The 18,249-nt window shown below is 71.6% G+C and carries 21 protein-coding genes; 17 read left to right on the top strand and 4 right to left on the bottom strand.

All coding sequences use genetic code 11. From position 1 onward, the window contains the following. Positions 1 to 46: 46 nt before the first annotated feature. Positions 47 to 562: a hypothetical protein gene (locus AB0I88_RS38445; RefSeq protein ID WP_361036704.1), complete on the bottom strand. Its 516-nt coding sequence runs from the start codon at positions 560 to 562 to the stop codon at positions 47 to 49. A 108-nt stretch (positions 563 to 670) separates the two neighbouring features. Between AB0I88_RS38445 and AB0I88_RS38440 the strand changes: the two genes are divergently transcribed. From AB0I88_RS38440 to AB0I88_RS38430, 3 genes are all read left to right on the top strand, one after another. Next, entirely contained in the window at positions 671 to 1,153 is a 483-nt protein-coding gene (locus AB0I88_RS38440) for an RICIN domain-containing protein (RefSeq protein WP_361036702.1), read from the top strand. Positions 1,154 to 1,192: 39 nt separating this feature from the next. Further along, positions 1,193 to 1,618 carry an HIT domain-containing protein gene (locus tag AB0I88_RS38435; protein ID WP_361036700.1) on the top strand — a complete coding sequence of 142 codons (426 nt, stop codon included), beginning with the start codon at positions 1,193 to 1,195 and terminating at the stop codon, positions 1,616 to 1,618. 89 nt (positions 1,619 to 1,707) lie between these two features. Beyond that, complete coding sequence (locus AB0I88_RS38430) at positions 1,708 to 3,951, top strand: ATP-binding domain-containing protein (RefSeq protein ID WP_361036698.1); 2,244 nt, start codon at positions 1,708 to 1,710, stop codon at positions 3,949 to 3,951. On the opposite strand, the gene AB0I88_RS38425 is transcribed toward AB0I88_RS38430, so the two are convergent. Further along, entirely contained in the window at positions 3,902 to 4,510 is a 609-nt protein-coding gene (locus tag AB0I88_RS38425) for a DNA-3-methyladenine glycosylase (RefSeq protein WP_361036696.1), read from the bottom strand. The two genes, AB0I88_RS38430 and AB0I88_RS38425, sit on opposite strands and share 50 nt — an antisense overlap. 220 nt (positions 4,511 to 4,730) lie before the next feature. Here AB0I88_RS38425 and AB0I88_RS38420 point away from each other — a divergent pair, with 220 nt between their 5' ends. The 13 genes from AB0I88_RS38420 to ptsP all read left to right on the top strand — a co-directional run bounded on the left by AB0I88_RS38420 (position 4,731) and on the right by ptsP (position 15,147). Then, positions 4,731 to 5,585, top strand: coding sequence for a hypothetical protein (locus AB0I88_RS38420; protein WP_361036694.1), 855 nt, complete (start codon positions 4,731 to 4,733; stop codon positions 5,583 to 5,585). Positions 5,586 to 5,668: 83 nt separating this feature from the next. Continuing rightward, on the top strand, positions 5,669 to 6,193 hold the full coding sequence (locus AB0I88_RS38415) for a type II toxin-antitoxin system PemK/MazF family toxin (RefSeq protein ID WP_361036692.1): 525 nt from the start codon (positions 5,669 to 5,671) through the stop codon (positions 6,191 to 6,193). Positions 6,194 to 6,209: 16 nt separating this feature from the next. Continuing rightward, entirely contained in the window at positions 6,210 to 6,782 is a 573-nt protein-coding gene (locus AB0I88_RS38410; protein ID WP_361036690.1) for a hypothetical protein, read from the top strand. A 16-nt stretch (positions 6,783 to 6,798) separates the two neighbouring features. Next, a complete protein-coding gene (locus tag AB0I88_RS38405; RefSeq protein ID WP_361036687.1) occupies positions 6,799 to 7,446 on the top strand; it encodes a nucleoside monophosphate kinase in 648 nt (215 codons plus the stop codon). 51 nt (positions 7,447 to 7,497) lie between these two features. After that, on the top strand, positions 7,498 to 8,229 hold the full coding sequence (locus AB0I88_RS38400; protein ID WP_361036685.1) for an NUDIX domain-containing protein: 732 nt from the start codon (positions 7,498 to 7,500) through the stop codon (positions 8,227 to 8,229). Between the two features lie 183 nt (positions 8,230 to 8,412). Then, positions 8,413 to 9,174 carry a DeoR/GlpR family DNA-binding transcription regulator gene (locus AB0I88_RS38395; protein ID WP_361036706.1) on the top strand — a complete coding sequence of 254 codons (762 nt, stop codon included), beginning with the start codon at positions 8,413 to 8,415 and terminating at the stop codon, positions 9,172 to 9,174. A gap of 64 nt (positions 9,175 to 9,238) precedes the next feature. After that, the gene (pfkB, locus tag AB0I88_RS38390; RefSeq protein ID WP_361036683.1) at positions 9,239 to 10,180 is read left to right on the top strand and encodes a 1-phosphofructokinase; all 942 of its coding nucleotides are present in this window, start codon (positions 9,239 to 9,241) and stop codon (positions 10,178 to 10,180) included. Between the two features lie 102 nt (positions 10,181 to 10,282). Continuing rightward, the gene (locus AB0I88_RS38385; protein ID WP_361036681.1) at positions 10,283 to 11,404 is read left to right on the top strand and encodes a PTS mannitol transporter subunit IICB; all 1,122 of its coding nucleotides are present in this window, start codon (positions 10,283 to 10,285) and stop codon (positions 11,402 to 11,404) included. A 30-nt stretch (positions 11,405 to 11,434) separates the two neighbouring features. Continuing rightward, positions 11,435 to 11,743 (top strand): PTS lactose transporter subunit IIB, encoded by a 309-nt coding sequence (locus AB0I88_RS38380; protein WP_361036679.1) that lies wholly within the window; start codon positions 11,435 to 11,437, stop codon positions 11,741 to 11,743. Further along, positions 11,736 to 12,182, top strand: coding sequence for a PTS sugar transporter subunit IIA (locus tag AB0I88_RS38375; protein ID WP_361036677.1), 447 nt, complete (start codon positions 11,736 to 11,738; stop codon positions 12,180 to 12,182). The genes AB0I88_RS38380 and AB0I88_RS38375 overlap by 8 nt, the downstream gene beginning before the upstream one ends. Next, positions 12,179 to 13,219, top strand: coding sequence for a zinc-dependent dehydrogenase (locus AB0I88_RS38370; RefSeq protein WP_361036675.1), 1,041 nt, complete (start codon positions 12,179 to 12,181; stop codon positions 13,217 to 13,219). The genes AB0I88_RS38375 and AB0I88_RS38370 overlap by 4 nt, the downstream gene beginning before the upstream one ends. 10 nt (positions 13,220 to 13,229) lie before the next feature. Next, the gene (locus AB0I88_RS38365) at positions 13,230 to 13,514 is read left to right on the top strand and encodes an HPr family phosphocarrier protein (RefSeq protein ID WP_361036673.1); all 285 of its coding nucleotides are present in this window, start codon (positions 13,230 to 13,232) and stop codon (positions 13,512 to 13,514) included. Beyond that, positions 13,507 to 15,147, top strand: coding sequence for a phosphoenolpyruvate--protein phosphotransferase (ptsP, locus tag AB0I88_RS38360; protein WP_361036671.1), 1,641 nt, complete (start codon positions 13,507 to 13,509; stop codon positions 15,145 to 15,147). Before AB0I88_RS38365 ends, ptsP begins: the two co-directional genes overlap by 8 nt. 34 nt (positions 15,148 to 15,181) lie before the next feature. On the opposite strand, the gene AB0I88_RS38355 is transcribed toward ptsP, so the two are convergent. Then, positions 15,182 to 15,868, bottom strand: a complete 687-nt coding sequence (locus AB0I88_RS38355) for a hypothetical protein (RefSeq protein ID WP_361036669.1) — start codon at positions 15,866 to 15,868, stop codon at positions 15,182 to 15,184. Positions 15,869 to 15,917: 49 nt separating this feature from the next. Continuing rightward, positions 15,918 to 16,700, bottom strand: coding sequence for a UDP-galactose-lipid carrier transferase (locus AB0I88_RS38350; RefSeq protein WP_361036667.1), 783 nt, complete (start codon positions 16,698 to 16,700; stop codon positions 15,918 to 15,920). A gap of 46 nt (positions 16,701 to 16,746) precedes the next feature. Between AB0I88_RS38350 and tyrS the strand changes: the two genes are divergently transcribed. After that, positions 16,747 to 18,003: a tyrosine--tRNA ligase gene (gene tyrS, locus AB0I88_RS38345; RefSeq protein ID WP_361036665.1), complete on the top strand. Its 1,257-nt coding sequence runs from the start codon at positions 16,747 to 16,749 to the stop codon at positions 18,001 to 18,003. Positions 18,004 to 18,249 lie beyond the last annotated feature (246 nt).

The following is an 18,249-nucleotide window of genomic DNA, read 5'->3' as shown; positions in this document are numbered from 1 at the left end:
GGTTCGGGTGCGTACCGCACCCGAACCCCACACACTCCGAACGGGCTCAGGCCTCCTCGTGGTCGGTGGCCCGGGCCGCGCACAGGAACGTCCCGCCCACGGCGAAGGCCCCCAGCACCGACAGCGAGATCTGCGTCTCGTGGTCGAGCTGCCGCCGGTACTCCGATGCGCTGACCTCCACCACCTGGTCGTGGTCGACGAGCACGTGCCGTCCGTCGCGGATGTCGGGTGTCCCGTCCAGGGCGACGAACGCCAGGACGAGCGCCAGCCAGAACCCGGAGAAGGCCAGTGCCGCGGCGACGGCGGCCCAGATCGGCACGTGCGGCGGCACCCACGACGCCAGGCTCCAGAACCGTCGCGGCCCGCGGGTCTGGTACCCGCGCCGGTTCGCCAGGATGCCGGCGGCGAACGGCGGCACGGTCAGGATCGCCCCGAACCCGACGGCGATCTCGGCGATCACCGGCCGGGCCCCGAACGCGAGGGACACGATCAGCACGGCCGACCACAGCACGCCGACCGCACACATCAGACTCAGCAGCAACAGACCGCGACGCGAGATCATCACCGCTGACGCTAGTGTCCGCCCTGTCGCCCCGGGGCCGTTTCCGACCAGGAGGGCTTCTCCGGTGAACCGCCACCCGAGCGGGGCGATTTGTCCTACCCTGGGACGATGCCTGTCTGTCGTGTGCTCGTTTCGCTCGTGATGGCCGCCCTGCTGTTGGCCGCGCCGGCCACGCCGGTGGCCGCCGTTCCCGGGCCGCCGCCGTTGCATCAGGGACTGCTCGTCTCCGGGCAGGCTCCGAACCTGTGCCTGACCGGCGGCCCGATCGGCACGGTCGTCGCCACGGCGGTCTGCGACCGGGCGAACCCGTCTCAGAAGTTCTTTCTGACCAGCACCGGTGTGCTGCGGGTGGGCCTGGACTGTGTGCAGCCGGACAGCACCGTCCACGGCGCGAAGATCCGGATCGCGGCCTGCGACGAGCAGGGCGGGCGGCAGAAGTGGTGGTTCACCACGGTTCTCCAGTACGGCGACCGCAACGGCCGGTGTGTCACCCAGAACGCGCTGAGCGCGGACCGGAAGCGGGGCACGGTCCGGTTGAAGACCTGCGCAGGCAACCCGAACCAGCGGTGGCGCTCGCAGTCGCTGTGGTGACGCCCCCAGAATCGATCGAGGATCGTTTATGGTTCCGGGATGGCGGCGGAGGACTGGTGCGGCTGGTGCGGTGAGCGGCGGGAGGAGACCGAGTTCGGTGTGCGGGTCTGGTCGGGCCGGGTCACCGACACCTATTTCGCCCGTCACGCGTACGTGCGGGGCCACGCGATCGTGGTGTGGCGCGGCCGGCACGTGGTGGAGCCGATCGATCTGAGCCCGGTGGAGTCGGACCTCTATCACCGCGAGATGCTGACGGTGGCGCGGACGATCCGGGACTGTTTCCGCCCGGCCAAGCTCAACTATCTGACTCTGGGGCAGGCCGGCGAGCATCTGCACAGTCACGTGATCGCCCGCTATCCCGACGACGCCGGAGCGGACGGCCAGTTGCCGGTGGCGCCGCCGCCGTTGCTGGAGGAGCCGCGGTGGCGCGCGGACGCGGCAGCGCTGAAGAGGCTGCTGAACTGAGGCGAGAAGAGTATTCTGAAAATTCTCTGCGCGGAAATAGTCACGCCAAGCAGAGAATTCCAATTTCAGAATAAGGCTTGGAGGTACGGGTGTCAAGTCTGTCAAGCGTTTCCACCGCCGAATCCGCGGAGGTTTTCGCCGAGGAGCAGCGCCACGTCACCGCGATCTACACCCGGCTCGACGAGATGCGGGACCGGGAGCGCACCCGTCTCACCGAGATCTGGCGCCGGCCGGGCGGCACACCGGAGGCGCGATCCCAGCGGGACGCCGCCGCCCGTGCCCACGCCGAGCGCCTGGCGCGGTACGACGCGGTCGAGGCCGGCCTGTGCTTCGGCCGGATCGACCCGCACGACGGCGAGCCGCTGCACATCGGCCGGATCGGCATCCACGACACCGAGGATCCGCTGCTCGTCGACTGGCGTGCCCCGGCCGCCCGGCCGTTCTACGTGGCCACCGCCGTCACCCCGTACGGTGTCGCCCGTCGCCGCCACATCCGCACGCGTGGCCGTACCGTCACCGGGCTGGACGACGAGGTCCTCGATCCGGATGTCGCGGCAGCCGCCGCGGGTGGCGCGCTGGTCGGCGAGGCCGCCCTGATGGCGGCGCTGGACGCGCACCGGACCGGCCGGATGCGCGACATCGTGGAGACGATCCAGGCCGAGCAGGACCAGGTGATCCGGTCGCCGGCCGGGGGAGTGCTGGTGGTGCAGGGCGGGCCGGGCACCGGTAAGACGGCGGTGGCGCTGCACCGGGCGGCGTACCTGCTCTACACCCACCGGGAGCGGTTCAGTTCCCGTGGGGTGCTGATCGTCGGTCCGAACCCGACGTTCCTGCGGTACATCTCGCAGGTGCTGCCGTCGCTCGCGGAGACCGGGGTGGTGCTGGCCACGCCGGGCGACCTGTTCCCCGGGGTGGTGGCGCGGCGCACCGAGCCGGACGAGGTGGCCGAGGTGAAGGGCCGGGCGGAGATGGTGGAGTTCGTGGCGGCGGCGGTCCGCGACCGGCAGCGGGTGCCCGCGGAGCCCATCGAGATCGTGGTGGACCGGCATGTGCTGCGGCTGGACGCGGCGGCGTGCGAGCCGGCCCGGCGGCGGGCGCGGGCCTCGGGACGGCTGCACAACCCGGCCCGGCCGATCTTCGTGGACGGGATCCTGGACGTGCTGGCCGCGCAGGTCGCCGAGCGGATCGGCGACGACCCGTTCTGGGACGATCCGCTGGGCGAGGACGACGCGCCGGGCGAACGGAACCTGCTGGACGCCACGGACCTGGCCGACCTCCGCGACGACCTGGCCGCCGACCCGGGCGTGCGGGCGGTGCTCGACGACCTGTGGCCGGTGCTCACCCCGCAGCGATTCCTCGACGACCTGTACGCCACCACGGACCGGGCCGGGCTGCGCCGTGAACCGGGCGGCGGCTGGACGCCGGCCGACGTGCCGCTGCTCGACGAGGCCGCCGAACTGCTCGGCGAGGACGACCGGCCGGCCCGTGCGGCGGCGGCCCGGGAACTGCGGAAACGGCTCGACTACGCGCAGGGCGTCCTGGACATCACGGCCGGCTCCAAGTCGTACGAGGCGGAGGCCGACGACGAGGCCGAGATCCCGAACATCGCCGACGTGATGGAGGCCGACATGCTCGCCGAACGGCTGGCCGACCGGGACTGGCGGCCGGCCGCCGAGCGGGCCGTGGAGGACCGCTCGTGGGCGTACGGGCACGTGATCGTCGACGAGGCGCAGGAGCTCAGCGCGATGGCGTGGCGGATGCTGATGCGCCGCTGCCCGAGCCGGTCCATGACGGTGGTCGGCGATCTGGCGCAGACCGGCGCGCGGGCGGGCGCCGAGTCCTGGTCCGAGGTGCTCACCCCGTACGTGGCGGACCGGTGGCGACTGGCCGCGCTGACGGTCAGCTACCGCACCCCGGCGGAGATCATGGCGTACGCCGGACGGATGCTTCCCGAGGTGGAGCTGCCGCATCCGGTTCGCTCGTCCGGTGTGGAACCGCGTGAGCTGACCGGCGACCTGACCGGCCTGGCCGCGGTCGTGGCCGCCGAGTCCGGCGGTGGCAGCCTCGCCGTGATCGTCGCGGCCGGACGGTTCGCGGAGGTGGCGGCGGCGCTGCCGGACCTGGGCCGGGACGTGGAGGAGCCGGCCGTCCTGCTGACCGTCACGCAGGCCAAGGGCCTGGAGTTCGACCGGGTGGTGCTGGTGGACCCGAAGGAGATCCGCGCCGGGTCGCGGCGCGGCGTCAACGACCTCTACGTGGCGCTGACCCGTGCCACCCAGCGGCTCACGGTCTTCCGGACCGGGCCCGCGGAGTGTGCCGCCGGTACACGCTGACCGTCGGGTCGCCGGTGATCCAGAACCGCCACGGCACGTCGTGCGCCGACGTCACCCCGACCCGCGGCCCGGCCGAGATCGGCCCCACCGGCACGTCCGGTGGGGTCAGCACGGCCGGGCCACCGCCGAACAGCGGCGTGCCGTCGGCCTCCCGGGTGAGGGCGAGCACCTGCATCAGCTTGGCCGGGCCGGCGGCCAGGTCGGTGTCGCGGCGGGCGGCCGGCCGCCGGGCCCGCGCCGGCTCGATCCCGTCGACCACCTCGCCGGCGCGCAGCAGCACGGCCGCCGCCTTCCCGGTCTCGCCGCAGACCACGTTGGCGCAGAAGTGCATGCCGTAGATCTGGTAGACGTACAGCCGGCCGGCGGGACCGAACATCACCGCGTTACGGCTGGTCCGGCCGCGATGGGCGTGGCTGGCCGGGTCTTCGCCGAGGCCGCTGTAGGCCTCCACCTCGGTGAGCCGCACGGTCACCGAGTTCGCGCTGATCCGCCAGCCGAGCAGCCGCCGCGCGGCCTCGTCCACTGCCGACGCCGGAAGGTCCCTCCAGTCGGTGCTCACGGCACTTCTCCAGAGGTACGCGCGACCCGTGCCGCCACCGGATCGGCGGTCAAGATCTGCCGGCCGATCTCCCGCGGGGGTCGGGTGTCTGCACGTCGCCGATCCTAACCGTCCCGGTCCTTCGCGTGTCTCAGTGACCGCCGCGATCGGGTTCAGCGGTGCGATCGCCGGTTCACATCGATATAGTTCGTCGTCCCGGGAGCGGGGCAGGGAGCGGACGATGCGGGAAGCAGGGGAAACGCCGGAGCCGGGCGAGCCGGGCGACGGCTCGGGACTGGGCGCGCGGCTTGCGGCGGTCGGTGGGGCCGGCGTGCGGAGCTTCGACGCGGTCCCGGCCGGGCCGGAAGTGCCCTTGGCCGGTGGGCCGGGCGTCACGCGTACGGATGAGGTTGCTGAAAAGAAACGGCCCGGGTGGCGCGGCGGCCGGGTGATCCCGTCGGTGGTCGCGCTGGTCCTGGTCGGCTGTCTGGGCGCGGCGGCCGTCCGGTTCGTGGACTTCTCCGGCCCGTCGCGGCCCACGCGGGCGGCGCCGCAAGCCGTGCCCTCCGCGGGCGGCGGGGTGGAGGCGGCGGCCGGGCCGCGGGCGAGCGACCAGCCGGTGCGCGCCGACGACGACCTCGACCGGGTGTGCGGTGACACCTACTTCCCGGCGGCGCCGAAGTACCGTGGCGACGGCCCGCACCCGGTGATGATCAGCGTGCGTGAGTCGCTGAGCGCGGACGGCCGGTTCACCCGGACGCTGAACCGCGCGGCCTACGGCGGATCGGCCGCGCAGCGCCGCACGTGGGCGCCGGCGCCGCGGCGGGCGCAGCTGGTCGCCTGCCTCGACCTGACCGGTCCGGGGCGGCCGATCCGTGACTGCAAATCCGGCGATCGGACGTTGTCGCTGGTGGAGGGCAGGTACAGGTTGACCGTCTACGAGGTGGCGACGCGCCGCGAGGTGGCCGGGACGGCGCTGACCGGCGGCGACCGGGCCTGTCCGTTCGTGATTCTGACCAGCGCCGGCCCGACGCTCTACAGCGCGGTCAAGGACCAGCAACTGTACGACCTGCTGCGCCGGCGGGTGGAGGGCTGAGCCCCGGTCGCGCGGCCGGCCTTCGCCGCAGAGTGGGATCTTGGCCCTGTTCGGTCGAGGCCGATCGGCCGTAAGGTGTCGCGGTGCTCGATTTGCTGAAAGCCTGGCTCCGGCGGCTTGCGGGCGCGCCGGAACGGCAGCCGGTCCCGCCTGCCGCGACCCCGGCTCCCGAGGCGCCCGCTCCGCGGCCCTCCGCGCCTCGCCCCACGGCGAAGCCGCGTGCGGTGCTGGCCCCGGGCCAGGGCCGCCACCTCGCGTACGCGCCCGATCTGGACGGTGACGCCGACCCCGGCGAGATCGTCTGGACCTGGGTCCCGTACGAGGACGATCCGAACCAGGGCAAGGACCGGCCCGTTCTGGTGGTGGGACGCGACGCGCGTACCCTGCTCGGGCTGATGCTCTCCAGCCAGAGCGACCGCGACGGCCAGCGCCACTGGATGGCGCTCGGCCCCGGCGACTGGGATCGCTCCGCCCGTCCGAGTTGGATCCGCCTGGACCGCGTCCTGGAGGTGGACGAGGACGGCATCCGCCGGGAGGGGGCCATCCTGGACCGGCCACGGTTCGACCGGGTCGCGGCGATTCTGCGCCGTAACTACGGCTGGCCGTGACGATAGCGTCTGCGGCATGAATCTCGACGTCATGACCGGGTTCGGCGGCAAGCAGGCGTGGCTCGCGGTGGCCGGCGGCGACCCGGAGGCGGTCCTCGCCGCTCTGGAGTTGCGCGACCTCGGCGCCGCACCCTGGCGGGACGGCCTGGACCTGGCCCATCTCTGCGACGACCGGGTGGCGCTCACCCCGCCGCTGCCCGGCGCCCGGGACACCCGCTGGGTGCTCGCCGTCGGCCGCCGGCTGATGAGCGCGGCGCCGGACGTCGCCGCGCTGTCCGCCACCCTGGGCGCCGAGGTGCAGTATTTCGCCACGCACCGGGTCACCGAGCTGCACCGCTGGCAGCGGGCCGTGCGGGGCGAGCTGTTGCGGGCCTTCGGATATGTGGGGCGGACCGGCGAGGTGACGTCGTGGTTCGGCGTGCCCGATCCGGCCGAGCGGGACGCCGGCCTGCCCGGCGAGCTTGACCCGGAGGCGTCCGTGCTGGTCGCCGAGCGGGATGTGTTCCGGGTGGCCGGCGCCTGGAGCATCGATCCGACGACCTTGTCCGGGCGCGCGCCCGGCCCGCTGCGCATAGGCGCCGCGGACTGAGCTTCCAGGAGACCCAATGCGCAAGTACGTGATCATGGGCGTGCAGGGCAGCGGCAAGGGCACCCAGGCGAAGATGTTGCGGGAGGACCTCGACCTGGTGCACATCAGTGTCGGCGACATCTTCCGCTGGCACGTGCGGCAGCACACCAAGATGGGCGCCCAGGTCAAGCGGGCCATGGCGGCCGGTGAACTGGTCAGTGACGACCTGGTCGAGCAGGTGGTGCGCAACCGGATGGGCATCCACGACTGGAACTACGGTTTCATCATCGACGGGTTCCCGCGCAACGGCCGGCAGGCCGAGTTCTTCATGGAGAGCTACGACATCGACGCGGTGATCCACCTGGAGTTGCCGGACGACGAGGTGCGCCGCCGGGTGCTCAGCCGCCGCCTCTGCCCGAACTGCGGCATGGACTACAACCTGATCGCCGACCGTCCCGAGACGGAGGGCCGCTGCGACATCTGCGGTCACGGGCTGATCACCCGGGCGGACGACACCCCGGAGGCCCTGGAGGCCCGGTTGACCGACTACCACGAGAAGACCCGCCCGGTGCTGGAGCTGTTCCGGCGCAAGGAGGTCGTGCACGACGTGGACGGCCGTCCGGCGGTGGAGGACGTGCAGGCCGCGATCCGCAAGACCCTCGGTCTGCCGCCCTACCGGGGGTAGTCACTCTCCGGGGTAAATCCGATCAATCCCGGCAAGGCCTACCGTGGGCCGGTGGATTTCGGACCGTCGTTCTCCGCGCCCGTGATGACGGCCGGCGCTGTGCTGTGGCGTGGCGCGGGAATGGCGCGGGAGGTCGCCGTGGTACGCGCGGCGACCGGCGACTGGTGTTTTCCGAAGGGGCGGATCCGGCCGGGGGAGCACATGACCGCGGCCGCCGTCCGGGCGGTTTCCGAATCCACCGGTCTGCGTGTCCGGCTCGGCCCGTGGCTGGGGTTCACCGGCTATTCGTGGCAGGGCTGGCCGGAGCGCGCCGACTATTTCGCTGCCGAGGCGGATCCGGGCGCTTGCGGCGGCGGTGACCTGCTCTGGCTCGCCCCGGGCCGCGCCGCCGACGCGCTGAGCCGTCCCGACGACGTGCGGATCCTGTACGAACTGGAACGCCGTGCCGCATCCGGCGCCGGCTGTTTTCTGCTGATCCGGGACAGCGCCTGTTCGGCCCGGCCGATTCTGTCCGCCTATGGCGTGACCGAGGACGCCTGTGGAATGGCCGAGGAGACGGCCGCGGACCGGGAACGGGCGCTGCGGATCGCCGGGGACTCGTTCGGCGCCGGTCGTCCCGCCGCGGTTCGCGCCGACCCCGGGACGGTCCGGGACCTGTTCGGTGAGCTGTGCCGCCGGCGGGTCGCGCCGGTTCCGGTGGAGGCGACCGTCCCGGAGGGCGGTCTGCTCGTTCTGCACGGCACGCGTGAGCGGATCTTCGCCGTGGAGCGGCACCTCGCCTGACAGGCAACCCAAACACAAACGGGCATCCGGTGTTTGTGCGCCGTCTTTCCGTTCTGCCCTGTTTCTGCTGCTCCTTCGCCGGGCCACTCGGCCCGAAAGGAGATGGAAATCTCGTCGACATATTGCGCTCGGGCAGAAGCGGGCGTAAACAAAGACAAAGCCAAAACGAACCGGGTGGTGAAGATGTACGCGGAGGAACGCCAGCAGGAGATAGTGCGCCGTGCCCGCGCCGAAGGCCGGGTCGACGTCGTCGCGCTGGCCGAGACCTTCGGGGTGACCGCCGAGACGATCCGCCGCGATCTGACGGTGCTGGAGCGGTCCGGCGTGCTGCGCCGGGTCCACGGCGGGGCGATCCCGGTGGAGCGGCTGGGTTTCGAGCCCGCCCTCGCCACCCGGGACGCCGTGCTGATCAGCGAGAAGGAGCGGATCGCCAAGGCCGCGCTCGCCGAGGTGCCGGAGGACGGCGCGATCATCCTGGACGCCGGCACCACCACGGCTCGTCTGGCTCAGCTGCTGCCCGCCGACCGCGAGCTGACCGTGGTGGTCAACTCGCCGGTGCTGGCCGCGGCCCTCGGTCTCAAGCCGAATCTCACGGTCCTGCTGCTCGGCGGCCGGGTGCGCGGCAAGACCCTGGCCACCGTGGACGACTGGGCACTGCGCCCGCTCGCCGACATGCATGTGGACGTCGCCTTCATGGGCGCCAACGGGTGCACCGTGGAGCGCGGCATGACCACTCCGGACCCGGCCGAGGCGGCGGTCAAGCGGGCGATGATCGCCGCCGCCCGCCGGGTCGTACTCCTCGCCGACCACACCAAGATCGGTAACGACTACCTGGCCAAGTTCGGCGCCCTCTCCGAACTCGACCTGCTGATCACCGACAACGGGCTGGACCACGATCTCGCCGCCGAGGTCGAGGCCACCGGAGTCCGAGTGGTGCGGGCATGAACCCCCTTCGGCCGTTCGCGCCCGTACCCGTCTGCGCCATTGTTCCCCGGGAGGGGGAAACAGCATGATCCTCACCGTCACCCTCAATCCCAGCGTCGACCGGGCCCTCGAGGTCGACGTTCTGACCCGCGGCGAGGTGCTGCGGGCCGGCGCCTCTCACATCGATCCCGGCGGCAAGGGCGTCAACGTCTCCCGTGCGCTGCTCGCCAACGGCGTGCAGTCCACCGCAGTCGTGCCGACCGGCGGCGCCGAGGGCGAACAGCTGGTCGACCTGCTCAAGGCCGAGGGGGTCGACATGCTCGCCGTGCCGATCGCCGGCCGGACCCGTTCCAACATCACCCTGGCCGAGCCGGACGGCACGGTCACGAAGATCAACGAAGCCGGCCCGGTTCTCTCCGACGCCGAGTTCGCCGAGATCAGCGAGGCGGTGCTGATCGCCGCGGCGGCCGCCGACTGGGTGGTCATCTGCGGCAGCCTGCCGCCCGGCCCGGGCCTCGCGGCGTTCAGCGACCTCTGCGGCCGGCTGGTCGCCTCCGGTGCCCGCCTCGCCGTGGACAGCAGCGGCCCGGCTCTGCTGGCCGGTGTCGCCGCCGGCGCCGCCCTGGTCAAACCCAACCGGGAGGAACTGGCCGAGGCGGTCGGCCGCGAGCCGGAGACCCTCGGCGACGTGATCGACGCCTGCCGGCGGCTGCGTGCCGCGGGCGCCGGCGCGGTGCTGGCCAGTCTCGGCGCCGACGGCGCGGTGCTGGTCGACGAGGACGGCGTGCTGGCCGGCGTCTCCCCGGTCAGCGTCCCGCGCAGCACGGTCGGCGCCGGCGACGCTCTGCTCGCCGGATTCCTCGCGGCCGGTGCGCGCGGCACCGCCGCACTGGTGGAAGGCCTGGCGTGGGGCGCGGCCGCGGTCAGCCTCCCGGGCAGCCGGATGCCGAGGCCCTCCGATCTGGACCGTACGTGCGTGAGTGTCCTCCCCGTGCCGGATCCTGCCCGCCCGCTGACGCGATCCTGAGATCCACACCCCCTGACTTTCCGCCCCCGCGTGTTGTGGTGGGCCGGAAATGTACGCAAAAAAGATGAACTAATTCTCCTCCGTTGAAATGGAGATCCCCTCATGGCATCTTCGTACACCCCCGAGGTTGCTGGAGCCGGCTTCAGAGCCCGGGTCCAGAAGTTCGGCGGCTACCTCGCCGGCATGGTCATGCCGAACATCGGCGCGATCATCGCCTGGGGTCTGATCACGGCCCTGTTCATTCCGAAGGGCTGGCTGCCGAACGAGAGCCTGGCCGAGATCGTCGGCCCGATGATCACGTACCTGCTGCCGGTCCTGATCGGTTACACCGGCGGCCGGATGGTGCACGGCCAGCGCGGCGCGGTCGTCGGTGCGGTCGCCACCATCGGTGTGGTGGTCGGCTCAGACGTCCCGATGTTCCTCGGCGCGATGATCATCGCCCCGCTCACCGCGTACGTCATGAAGCTCTTCGACAACCTGGTCCAGGGCCGGATCCGTCCCGGCTTCGAGATGCTCGTCGACAACTTCTCGGCCGGCATCATCGGTGGCGCCTTCGCGATCCTCGGCAAGGTCGGCATCGGCCCGGTCGTCGACGGGCTCAGCGAGGCGGCCGGTAACGCCGTCGACTTCCTGCTCGACCACAGCCTGATGCCGCTGGCCTCGGTGCTCGTCGAGCCGGCCAAGGTGCTGTTCCTGAACAACGCCATCAACCACGGTGTGCTCAGCCCGCTGGGCGTGCAGCAGGTGGCGGACCAGGGCAAGTCGATCCTGTTCATGATCGAGTCGAACCCCGGCCCCGGTCTCGGCCTGCTTGCCGCGTTCCTGTTCTTCGGCCCGCGGTCGCTGCGTCCCAGCACCCCGGCCGCGATGATCATCCACTTCCTCGGCGGCATCCACGAGATCTACTTCCCGTACGTGCTGATGAAGCCCCGCCTGATCCTCGCGATGATCGCCGGCGGTATGGCCGGTGTCGCCACCTTCATGATCACCGGCGCCGGAACCGTCGCCTCGCCCGCCCCGGGCAGCATCTTCGCCTTCTTCGCGGTGACCGCGAAGGGCAGCCACGTCGGCATGATCCTCGGCGTGGTGATCGCGGCCGCCGTGACCTTCGGCGTCGCCTCCCTGCTGCTCGGTTTCGGAAAGCTCAAGTCCGACCAGGAGCCGGCCGAGGAGGCTGAGGTCACCGGGGAGCCGGCTCTCCAGACCGCCAAAGAGAACGCCTGACCACCAGGTAGACCACCCAGGAGGACCGCTATGGCAACCATCAACGGCAAGGACATCCACAAGCTGGTCGTCGCGTGCGACGCGGGTATGGGCAGCAGCGTGATGCTGGCCAGTACGCTCCGCAAGCAGCTCGGCAAGACCGGGGTGACCGTGGAACACACCCCGGTGAACTCCATCCCGGCCGACGCCGACGTGGTGGTCTGCCACAGCGGCCTCGCCGCCCGCGCCCGTTCGGTCGCCCCGGACAAGCCGATCATCCCGTTCCAGATCTTCCTCGGCGACCCGGCCGTGACCCGCGTGGTCAAGGCCATCCAGCAGGGTACGGATCTGAATGTCTGAGCTGCTTGACCCCCGGGCCATCCGGCTCACCGAGACGGCCGCCGACCGCGACGACGCGATCCGTCGTTGCGGCGCGGCCCTCGTGGAGATCGGCGCCGTCGCCCCGGGCTACGTCGACACGATGCTCGCCCGGGAACAGTCGATCTCCACCTACGTCGGCGAGGGGGTCGCCATTCCGCACGGCACCCTCGCCGGCAAGGACCTGGTCAAGCGGGACGCCCTCGCGGTGTTGCGCTTCCCGGAAGGCGTGGACTGGGGCGGCGAGCCGGTCACCGTGTGCGTGGCCATCGCCGCCCGGGGAGACGGGCATGTCGAGCTGCTCGCCTCTCTCGCCGAGATCCTGCTCGACGAGGACCAGGCCCGCGAACTGCGTGAGGCCACCGAACCCGGCGCCGTGATCCGGCTGCTCGGGTCGATCCAGGAGGAAACAAAGCAATGAAGGTCGTCCGATTCCACGCTCCCGGCGACGTCCGTTTCGAGGACGCGCCCGAGCCCGAGGCCGGTCCCGGTGAAGTCAAGATCCGGGTGCGGAACTGCTCCACCTGCGGCACCGACGTCAAGATCTCCAAGTTCGGTCACCACCACATCCACCCGCCGCGGGTGATGGGTCACGAGATCGCCGGCGAGATCGTCCAGGTCGGGGACGGCGTCGACGGCTGGTCGGCGGGCGACCGCGTCCAGGTGATCGCCGCCATCCCGTGCGGTGACTGCGCCGAGTGCGAGCGCGGCCGGATGACGATCTGCCCGAACCAGGTCTCGATGGGCTACCACTTCGAGGGCGGCTTCGCCCAGTACATGGTGGTGCCCCGCGAGGTCCTCAAGGTCGACGGCCTGAACCGCATCCCGGAGGGCGTCTCGTTCGCCGAGGCCTCCGTCGCCGAGCCGCTGGCCTGCGCGCTCAACGCCCAGAACCTGGCCCGCGTCGGCGACGGCGACGACGTGGTCGTGGTCGGCTCCGGCCCGATCGGGTGCCTGCACGTCCGGCTGGCCCGCTCCCGCGGCGCCGCCCGGGTGTTCCTGGTCGAGCTCAGCCGGCAGCGGCTGGACATGGCCGCCGATCTGGTCAAGCCGGACGCCGCGATCTGCGCCGAGGAGACCGACCCGGTCGAGGAGATCCTCAAGCTGACCGACGGCCGCGGCGCCGACGTCATCATCACCGCGGCAGCCTCCGGCAAGGCGCAGGAGCAGGCCATCCAGATGGCCGCCCGGCAGGGCCGGATCAGCTTCTTCGGCGGTCTGCCCAAGGACAAGCCCACCATCACCTGCGACTCGAACCTGGTGCACTACCGGGAGCTGACGATCGTGGGCGCCAACGGGTCCAGCCCGGCGCACAACGCCGAGGCGCTCAACCTGGTCGCCTCCGGCGCGGTGCCGGTGGCCGACCTGATCACCCATCGCCTGCCGCTGGAGAGCGCCATCGACGCCTTCGGCATCGTCGCCCGCGGCGAGGCCATCAAGGTCACCATCGAGCCCTGAGGAGTTCGCTATGCCCACCCGCACGGTGACCGTCGGATCCACCAGCGGCCTGCACGCCCGCCCCGCGAAGATCTTCGTGGAGGCTGCCGCGAAAGCACCGGTCAAAGTCACCATCCGGTCCGGAGACCGCAAGCCGGTGCCCGCCAAGAGCATGCTGTCGGTGCTCGCCCTCGGCGCCAAACAGGGCACCGAGGTGATCCTCGAAGCCGAGGGGGAGGGCGCCGACGAGGCCCTGGACAGTCTGGCCACGCTGCTGGCCAGCGATCTGGACGCCGAGGAAGGGTCCCATGCCTGAGCTGATCGGCATCGGGGTCTGCGCCGGGGTCGCCGCCGGTCCGCTGTTGCGGATCGCGGAGGTCCCGGCGCTGCCGGCCCCCACCCCGGTCACCGACCCGGAGGCCGAGGTGGCCAGGGCCGAGGCCGCCCTCGCCGAAGTGGTCGCCGACCTGGAACGGCGTGCCGACCGGGCGGCCGACAGCACGGTCACCGACGTGCTGCGGGCCGAGGCGATGATGGCCGACGACGAGACGCTGCGCGAAGGCGTACGCGAGCATGTGGAGGCCGGCCACGACGCGGCGCACGCGATCGACGCCGCGTTCGCCGCCTTCCGGGAGGCCTTCGAAGCCGCCGGCGGCTATCTCGCCGAACGGGTCGCCGACCTCGACGACCTGCGGAACCGGGCCGTAGCAGTGCTGCTCGGCCTGCCGATGCCGGGCGTCCCGTCGCCCGGCCACCCCTACGTCCTGGCGGCCCGCGACCTGGCCCCCGCGGACACCGCCGACCTGGACCCGGAACAGGTCATCGCGCTGGTCACCGAGATCGGCGGCCCGACCAGCCACACCGCGATCCTGGCCCGCGCCCTGGGCCTGCCCGCGGTGGTCGCCTGTCCCGGGGTGCTCGCCGTCCCGGACGGCACGCCGGTGCTGGTCGACGGCGCCACCGGCCAGGTGCGGACCGACGTCGACGAGGCCACGATCAAGGCCGCGATCGAGGCGTCGGCCCAGGTGACCGCGGCGGCCTCCGGTCTGACCGGTCCAGGCCGGACCGCTGACGGGTACGCCGTCAAGCTCCTCGCCAACGTCGGCTCCGCCAAGAACGTCCCGGCCGCCGACGAGGCCCACGCCGAGGGGGTGGGCCTGTTCCGAACCGAGCTGCTCTTCCTCGACCGGGCTCAGGAGCCGGGACACGGGGAACAGGTCGCGGCCTACCGGGACGTGTTCCGGGCGATGGCCGGGCGGCGGGTCGTCATCCGTACCCTCGACGCGGGCGCCGACAAACCGCTGCCGTTCCTGAACCAGGAGGGCGAGCCGAATCCGGCCCTGGGGGTGCGCGGTCTGCGCGTGGCCCGGCAGCGCCCGGAAGTGCTGGCCACGCAGCTCGCGGCGATCGCCGAGGCCCGTGCCGAGACCGGCGCGGACGTCTGGGTGATGGCCCCGATGGTCTCCACCGTGGCCGAGGCGACCGCGTTCGCGGCCGCCGTGCACGACGCCGGCCTGCCCCGGGCAGGCGTCATGATCGAGGTGCCGGCCGCAGCGTTGCGTGCCGCCGAACTGCTGAAGGTCGTCGACTTCCTGAGCATCGGCACCAACGACCTGAGCCAGTACACGTTCGCCGCCGACCGGATGTGCGGGCCGCTGGCCGACCTGCTGGATCCGTGGCAGCCGGCGCTGCTGCAGCTCATCGGTCTGTGCGGCGAGGCGGGCCGGGCGGCCGGCAAACCGGTCGGGGTGTGCGGGGAGGCCGCGGCCGATCCGCTGCTCGCGCCGGTGCTGGTCGGGCTCGGCGTGACGAGCCTGTCGATGTCCCCGCGGGCGCTCCCGGCGGTACGGGCGGCGCTGGCCACCCGTACCGAGGAGGACTGCCGGCGGCTGGCGGCTCTGGCCGTGGCCGCCGCGGGCCCGGCCGAGGCCCGCAAACTGGCCGGATGAGAGAGCGGGCCTCCGCCTGTGGAGGCCCGCTCGATCAGAATTCCCGGTCGTTGAAGGGGAAGCCCTTGGGGAACGGGTTCTCGCCGCTGAACGGGAAACCCGCCGGCAGCTTCGGCGGCGGCATCCGCTCGATCATGCGGATGAGGTCGGTCAGCACCCGCGGCGCCGGGGCACCGGCATAGGTGACGACCTTCTTCTCCCGGCCGTTGCGGTACTGGACCTTCACCTCGTAGCGGGCCTTGCCGGCCTTGCTGGCCGGTAGGTAGGCCGGGCGCAGCGCCAGGAAGGCGGGGCTGGAGGCGAGGCGGTAGATCTGCTGGAGGTGGCCGTTGCCGGCGCCCTGGAGCGCGATCGCGAGGCTCCCCTTACGGCCGCCGTTACGGACCAGGCCCACCGAGGTGGCCTGGTAGCCGGGCCGGGCGTCGGCCGTGCTCCGCGTCGTCTGGTCCTGCACCGCCGGGTCCACCACCGTCTGCGCCGTCGTCTGGGCCGTCATGTTCTGGGCCGTCATGTTCTGGGCCGTCGTGCTCTGGGCCTGGGCGATCGGCTCGGCCTGGACGACCGGCTCGGCCTGGACGACCGGCTCGGCCTGGACGACCGGGTCCTCCTCGGCCGGCGTCGCGCCGGCCGGCCCGGCGGTGCTCACCGCGATCCCGGCGAGACCCACTAGCAGGCCGGTCGCGCGGAGCAGGCGGGACTGAGTGTTCCTGCTTCTGGTCATGGCCCATACCATATCGGGCATTTCGCCGTTAATCTTTACAAAACGCCGGTCAGGTGCCGGTGTTCCCCGGTTCATCCGCCGCACCCAGGTCGAAACCGCGCTTCGCCAGCTTCGTCTCCAGCACATGACACACGTGCTCGACCACCGCGAACCGCGCATACGGCTTGTCGTCACCCGGAATGACCCGCCAGCGCGCCCGCGGCCGGTCGGTACGGTCGATCATCTCCTCGGCCGCCGACATGTACTCAGCCCGCTTCTCCCGGTTCCGCCAGTCCTCACCGGTCAGCTTCCACGACCGCAGCGGATCGTCGCGCCGGCTCTCGAACCGGCGCAGCTGCTCCTCGTTCGACACGTGCATCCAGAACTTGATCAGGATCATGCCCTCGGCGGTCAGCGTCCGCTCGAACTCCACGATCTCGTCGTACGCCCGCTTCCACTGCTCACCGGTCGCGAAACCCTCGACCCGCTCCACCAGCACCCGCCCGTACCAGGACCGGTCCAGCACGGCCATCCCGCCCTTGCCGGGCAGCACGGTCCAGAACCGCTGCAGGAAATGGTGCCGCTTCTCGTCGTAGGTGGGCGCGGCGAACTGCGCCACCCGCACATGCCGCGGGTCCAGCGGCGACACCAGCCGCTTGATCGCCCCGCCCTTCCCGGACGCGTCCCAGCCCTCGAACAGCACACACAACGGCGGACCGATCTTCTTAGGGCCGATCTGCCCGCCCACGAGCAGCCGCAACCGCAGCAGCCGCTCCTGCGCCGCCGCCAGCCGCGCCTCGGCCTTCTTCTTCGAGATCTCGATCGGGGGATTCGCGCTACCAAGGTGACCCATGCACCCAGCATCGCCTGCCGGCGCACGGTACGGGAGAATCCGTTATGTGACTCTCGTAGACGACCTGCTGTGGCGTGGACTGATCCAGGACTCGACCGACCCCGAGGAGCTCCGCAAGAAGCTCGACGGCGGCTCGCTCACGTTCTATGTGGGTTTCGACCCCACCGCCGCCTCCCTGCACGTCGGTCACCTCATGCAGGTCTGCACCGCCCGCCGTCTCCAGCTCGCCGGCCACCGTCCGCTGCTGCTCGTCGGTGGCGCCACCGGCCAGATCGGCGACCCGCGCGAGTCCAGCGAGCGCAGCCTCAACCCGCCCGAGGTGGTGGAGAGCTGGGTCCAGCACATCCGCACCCAACTGTCGCCGTTCGTGACGTACGACGGGGACAACGCCGCCACCCTGGTCAACAACCTGGACTGGACCGGCCCCACCTCGGTGATCGACTTCCTGCGCGACGTCGGCAAGCATTTCCCGGTCAACAAGATGCTGGCCCGCGACGTCGTGCGGAACCGCCTGGAGAGCGGCATCAGCTTCACCGAGTTCAGTTACCAGCTGCTCCAGTCCAACGACTTCTACCAGTTGCACGTCCAGCACGGCTGCGCGCTCCAGTTCGGCGGCTCCGACCAGTGGGGCAACATCACCGCCGGAGTCGACTTCGTCCGCCGCCGCGGCGCCGGCCCGGTGCACGCCTTCGTCACCCCGCTGGTCCTCAAGGCGGACGGCACCAAGTTCGGCAAGACCGAGGGCGGCGCCGTCTGGCTCGACCCCACCATGACCTCGCCGTACTCCTTCTACCAGTTCTGGATCAACAGCGACGACCGCGACGTCAACCAGTACCTGCGCTACTTCAGCTTCAAACCCCGCGAGGAGCTGGAGGAGCTGGAGAAGGCGACCGCCGAGCGGCCCCAGGCCCGGCTCGCGCAGCGAGCCCTCGCCGAGGAGCTCACCGCTCTGGTGCACGGCCCCGAGGAGGCACGCCAGGCGGTCGCGGCCAGCCAGGCTCTCTTCGGCCGGGGATCCCTGGACGAACTCTCCGCGGACACGTTGCGCGCCGCCCTGGCCGAGGCCGGACTTCATTCGGTACGCGGTGAGCTCCCGCCTGTGGGAGTTCTGCTCAAGGAGGCCGGCCTGGTGGCTTCGGCCAACGAGGCCCGCCGCACCATCGCCGAGGGCGGCGCCTACCTCAACAACGAGCGGATCACCGACGGCGAGGCAGTGATCCCGGAGTCGGCCCTGCTGCACGGCCGGTTCCTGGTGCTCCGTCGCGGCAAGCGCACCTTTGCCGGCGTCGAGTTGCTGCCCTGACCCGCACGTTCCAGAGCCCCGGGTCTCTCCTTCGGCCGGCTCTCAGGGCGCTCGCAACGAGTGCCCTGAGAGCCGGCCGAAGTGGGGGCGGACAGCCCGCTTCCTGGGTGTGACCGCCGTCGCCCGACCCCGATTTGGAGTTGCGTGGGGCGGCGAGTAATGTTGTCCGAGCCGCCAGGGAGACGGGCGAGCGAGCGGGACCCGGTTCAGGGGCCCGGAGCGGCCGTCCTGGGGGATCCTCAATCA

The sequence above is a fragment of the Actinoplanes sp. NPDC049802 genome (genome assembly GCF_040656595.1).
Lineage (GTDB): Bacteria > Actinomycetota > Actinomycetes > Mycobacteriales > Micromonosporaceae > Actinoplanes.
This window is presented reverse-complemented; position numbering and strand designations above follow the sequence as displayed.